This is a genomic window from Methyloversatilis sp. NSM2 (genome assembly GCF_038066675.1).
GTDB classification, from domain to species: Bacteria; Pseudomonadota; Gammaproteobacteria; order Burkholderiales; family Rhodocyclaceae; genus Methyloversatilis; species Methyloversatilis discipulorum_A.
Genome location: NZ_JBBUKV010000018.1, coordinates 1 through 5,383, shown reverse-complemented (window position 1 = coordinate 5,383; position 5,383 = coordinate 1). Strand labels below are relative to the sequence as shown.

The 5,383-nt window shown below is 54.6% G+C and carries 2 tRNA genes and 3 rRNA genes; all 5 read left to right on the top strand.

Annotated elements, in window-relative coordinates:
• Positions 1 to 108: 108 nt before the first annotated feature.
• Positions 109 to 1,641 (top strand): 16S ribosomal RNA (locus WJU27_RS20985).
• A gap of 120 nt (positions 1,642 to 1,761) precedes the next feature.
• Positions 1,762 to 1,838 (top strand) — tRNA-Ile (locus WJU27_RS20980).
• A 29-nt stretch (positions 1,839 to 1,867) separates the two neighbouring features.
• A tRNA-Ala gene (locus tag WJU27_RS20975) sits at positions 1,868 to 1,943 on the top strand.
• A gap of 280 nt (positions 1,944 to 2,223) precedes the next feature.
• Positions 2,224 to 5,111, top strand: a 23S ribosomal RNA gene (locus tag WJU27_RS20970).
• A 132-nt stretch (positions 5,112 to 5,243) separates the two neighbouring features.
• Positions 5,244 to 5,357: ribosomal RNA gene (rrf, locus tag WJU27_RS20965) — 5S ribosomal RNA — on the top strand.
• The 16S, 23S and 5S rRNA genes sit together here with 2 tRNA genes alongside, the layout of an rRNA operon.
• Positions 5,358 to 5,383: the final 26 nt, after the last annotated feature.

Below are 5,383 nucleotides of genomic sequence, written 5' to 3'. Positions count from 1 at the left end.
TTCCTGGGGTGGTGGTTGATCGCATGACAACTAAATTGAAGTGCTCATACGAATCAAAGGTTTTAAGCGAAAGCTTATACCTGTGAATTCTGACGAGTTTTGGGAATTAAACTGAAGAGTTTGATCCTGGCTCAGATTGAACGCTGGCGGAATGCTTTACACATGCAAGTCGAGCGGCAGCGCGGTCTTCGGACTGGCGGCGAGCGGCGAACGGGTGAGTAATACATCGGAACATGCCCAGTCGTGGGGGATAACACTTCGAAAGAAGTGCTAATACCGCATACGTCCTGAGGGAGAAAGCGGGGGATCGCAAGACCTCGCGCGATTGGAGTGGCCGATGTCAGATTAGCTAGTTGGTGGGGTAAAGGCCTACCAAGGCAACGATCTGTAGCTGGTCTGAGAGGATGATCAGCCACACTGGGACTGAGACACGGCCCAGACTCCTACGGGAGGCAGCAGTGGGGAATTTTGGACAATGGGGGCAACCCTGATCCAGCCATTCCGCGTGAGTGAAGAAGGCCTTCGGGTTGTAAAGCTCTTTCGGCAGGAACGAAACGGCGAGCTCTAACATAGCTCGCTAATGACGGTACCTGAAGAAGAAGCACCGGCTAACTACGTGCCAGCAGCCGCGGTAATACGTAGGGTGCGAGCGTTAATCGGAATTACTGGGCGTAAAGCGTGCGCAGGCGGTTGTGTAAGACAGGTGTGAAATCCCCGGGCTTAACCTGGGAACTGCGCTTGTGACTGCACGGCTAGAGTATGGCAGAGGGGGGTGGAATTCCACGTGTAGCAGTGAAATGCGTAGAGATGTGGAGGAACACCGATGGCGAAGGCAGCCCCCTGGGCCAATACTGACGCTCATGCACGAAAGCGTGGGGAGCAAACAGGATTAGATACCCTGGTAGTCCACGCCCTAAACGATGTCGACTAGGTGTTCGGTGAGGAGACTCATTGAGTACCGCAGCTAACGCGTGAAGTCGACCGCCTGGGGAGTACGGTCGCAAGATTAAAACTCAAAGGAATTGACGGGGACCCGCACAAGCGGTGGATGATGTGGATTAATTCGATGCAACGCGAAAAACCTTACCTACCCTTGACATGTACGGAACCCTGCTGAGAGGTGGGGGTGCTCGAAAGAGAGCCGTAACACAGGTGCTGCATGGCTGTCGTCAGCTCGTGTCGTGAGATGTTGGGTTAAGTCCCGCAACGAGCGCAACCCTTGTCATTAGTTGCTACGCAAGAGCACTCTAATGAGACTGCCGGTGACAAACCGGAGGAAGGTGGGGATGACGTCAAGTCCTCATGGCCCTTATGGGTAGGGCTTCACACGTCATACAATGGTCGGTACAGAGGGTTGCCAAGCCGCGAGGTGGAGCCAATCCCAGAAAGCCGATCGTAGTCCGGATCGCAGTCTGCAACTCGACTGCGTGAAGTCGGAATCGCTAGTAATCGCGGATCAGCATGCCGCGGTGAATACGTTCCCGGGTCTTGTACACACCGCCCGTCACACCATGGGAGTGGGTTTCACCAGAAGAGGCTAGCCTAACCGTAAGGGGGGCGGTCGCCACGGTGAGATTCATGACTGGGGTGAAGTCGTAACAAGGTAGCCGTATCGGAAGGTGCGGCTGGATCACCTCCTTTCTAGAGTCACAATCAGGTCGTGTCCACAACCTATCGGCTGTTAAAGAAGCAACAAGGGCAAGGAGCTCGGGCGAGTCAGCGATGACGAGTCCGCGTTGAGCACCCGACCCTGGAAGGACCGGGTCTGTAGCTCAGCTGGTTAGAGCACCGTCTTGATAAGGCGGGGGTCGTTGGTTCGAACCCAACCAGACCCACCAGATTGCCTGCATGAGTAAGTGCAGTCTTTGGGGGATTAGCTCAGCTGGGAGAGCACCTGCTTTGCAAGCAGGGGGTCGTCGGTTCGATCCCGTCATCCTCCACCACTTCCTTTGATGGGACGTCGGTTGTTCTTGTTGCCGTGGCTTTGAGTGTGAGGCGTGGGGTGCAGAAATGCTGCCCAGACCTCACCCGCAAGGGTGCGAAGTTTGATCTTTAAAAATTTGGAAGAAGTAAAGGGATGTCGGCGTTTCAACCGCGTCGGCATCTCATGGGTAGTGATTGCATCGTCCCACCTCTTTGAACCAGCGGTGGGATAGATAGCGCGAGCGCTTGAGAACTATCCTGTAGTGCGGTGTAAGACGCAAGTCGAGCACAGCGTTATAGGGTCAAGTGAATAAGTGCATGTGGTGGATGCCTTGGCGATCACAGGCGATGAAGGACGTGCAAGCCTGCGAAAAGCTGCGGGGAGCTGGCAATGAAGCTTTGATCCGCAGATGTCCGAATGGGGAAACCCGGCCCGTAAGGGTCATCCCTGGCTGAATACATAGGCCAGAGGAAGCGAACCGAGCGAACTGAAACATCTAAGTAGCTCGAGGAACAGAAATCAACCGAGATTCCCAAAGTAGTGGCGAGCGAACTGGGAGTAGCCTGCACGACTAAACCATTTACTTAGCAAAACGGTCTGGAAAGTCCGACGATACAGGGTGATAGTCCCGTATGCGAAAAGTAGATGGCGGGTCTGAGCGTGCGACAAGTAGGGCGGGACACGTGAAATCCTGTTTGAAGATGGGGGGACCATCCTCCAAGGCTAAATACTCGTGATCGACCGATAGTGAACCAGTACCGTGAGGGAAAGGCGAAAAGAACCCCGGGAGGGGAGTGAAATAGATCCTGAAACCGCATGCATACAAACAGTGGGAGCCTCGAAAGGGGTGACTGCGTACCTTTTGTATAATGGGTCAGCGACTTACGTTCAGTAGCGAGCTTAACCGAATAGGGGAGGCGTAGCGAAAGCGAGTCTGAATAGGGCGATTCAGTTGCTGGGCGTAGACCCGAAACCAGATGATCTATCCATGGCCAGGATGAAGGTGCCGTAACAGGTACTGGAGGTCCGAACCCACTAATGTTGAAAAATTAGGGGATGAGCTGTGGATAGGGGTGAAAGGCTAAACAAATCTGGAAATAGCTGGTTCTCCCCGAAAACTATTTAGGTAGTGCCTCATGTATCACTCTCGGGGGTAGAGCACTGTAATGGTTGGGGGGGTCATTGCGATCTACCCCGCCATAGCAAACTCCGAATACCGAGAAGTGCGAGCATGGGAGACAGACGGTGGGTGCTAACGTCCATCGTCAAGAGGGAAACAACCCAGACCGCCAGCTAAGGCCCCCAATGCGTGGCTAAGTGGAAAACGAGGTGGGAAGGCATAGACAGCCAGGAGGTTGGCTTAGAAGCAGCCATCCTTTAAAGAAAGCGTAATAGCTCACTGGTCGAGTCGTCCTGCGCGGAAGATGTAACGGGGCTCAAGCCACGAGCCGAAGCTGCGGATATGTCGTAAGACATATGGTAGGGGAGCGTTCTGTAAGTCTGCGAAGGTGTCTGGTAACGGATGCTGGAGATATCAGAAGTGCGAATGCTGACATGAGTAGCGATAAAGCGGGTGAAAGGCCCGCTCGCCGAAAGCCCAAGGTTTCCTACGCAACGTTCATCGGCGTAGGGTGAGTCGGCTCCTAAGGCGAGGCCGAAAGGCGTAGTCGATGGGAAACAGGTCAATATTCCTGTACCAATCCATGATGCGATGGGGGGACGGAGAAGGTTATAGCAGCCGGGTGTTGGACGTCCCGGTTTAAGCAGGTAGGCGTGCTGCGTAGGCAAATCCGCGCGGCTTAGCCGAGATGTGATGACGAGGAGCCACGTGCTCTGAAGTGCTAGATACCACGCTTCCAGGAAAAGCCTCTAAGCTTCAGTCATGGATTGACCGTACCGCAAACCGACACAGGTGGGCAGGATGAAAATTCTCAGGCGCTTGAGAGAACCCAGGAGAAGGAACTCGGCAAATTGATACCGTAACTTCGGGAGAAGGTATGCCCCTAGTAGGTGAAGTCCCTCGCGGACGGAGCCCAACGGGGTCGCAGAGAATCGGTGGCTGCGACTGTTTAATAAAAACACAGCACTCTGCAAACACGAAAGTGGACGTATAGGGTGTGACGCCTGCCCGGTGCCGGAAGGTTAAGTGATGGGGTGCAAGCTCTTGATCGAAGCCCCGGTAAACGGCGGCCGTAACTATAACGGTCCTAAGGTAGCGAAATTCCTTGTCGGGTAAGTTCCGACCTGCACGAATGGCGTAACGATGGCCACACTGTCTCCTCCTGGGACTCAGCGAAGTTGAAATGTTTGTGAAGATGCAATCTCCCCGCGGCTAGACGGAAAGACCCCATGAACCTTTACTGTAGCTTTGCATTGGACTTTGACGGGACTTGTGTAGGATAGGTGGGAGGCTGTGAGACGTGGTCGCCAGATCACGAGGAGCCATCCTTGAAATACCACCCTGGTGTCGTTGAGGTTCTAACCTAGGCCCGTGAATCCGGGTCGGGGACCGTGCATGGCAGGCAGTTTGACTGGGGCGGTCTCCTCCTAAAAGGTAACGGAGGAGTTCGAAGGTTCGCTTGGTACGGTCGGACATCGTACCTAAAGTGCAATGGCAAAAGCGAGCTTGACTGCGAGACTGACACGTCGAGCAGGTGCGAAAGCAGGACATAGTGATCCGGTGGTTCTGTATGGAAGGGCCATCGCTCAACGGACAAAAGGTACTCTGGGGATAACAGGCTGATTCCGCCCAAGAGTTCACATCGACGGCGGAGTTTGGCACCTCGATGTCGGCTCATCACATCCTGGGGCTGTAGCCGGTCCCAAGGGTATGGCTGTTCGCCATTTAAAGTGGTACGTGAGCTGGGTTTAAAACGTCGTGAGACAGTTTGGTCCCTATCTGCCGTGGGCGCTGGAAGTTTGAGGGGGCCTGCTCCTAGTACGAGAGGACCGGAGTGGACATACCTCTGGTGTACCGGTTGTCACGCCAGTGGCATCGCCGGGTAGCTAAGTATGGAAGAGATAAGCGCTGAAAGCATCTAAGCGCGAAACTCGCCTCAAGATGAGACTTCCCGGGGACTCGATCCCCCTGAAGGGTCGTGGAAGACCACCACGTTGATAGGCTGGGTGTGGAAGTGCAGTAATGCATTAAGCTAACCAGTACTAATTGCCCGTGCGGCTTGACCCTATAACCGTGTGCTCAACAATCGTTGATATCGCACCGGTGATCCCAAGTGCCTCGCGCACACAATCACCCCATATCCTTTACTTCTTCCACATGTAGGCCCGATGCACCTCGCGCCTGCATGAAAAGCTTCAGCCTGGTGCCCATAGCGCTGTGGAACCACCCCTTCCCATCCCGAACAGGACCGTGAAACGCAGCCGCGCCAATGATAGTGAGCACCTCGCTCGCGAAAGTAGGTCAGCGCCAGGCTACCCCACAACACAACGCCCGATCAC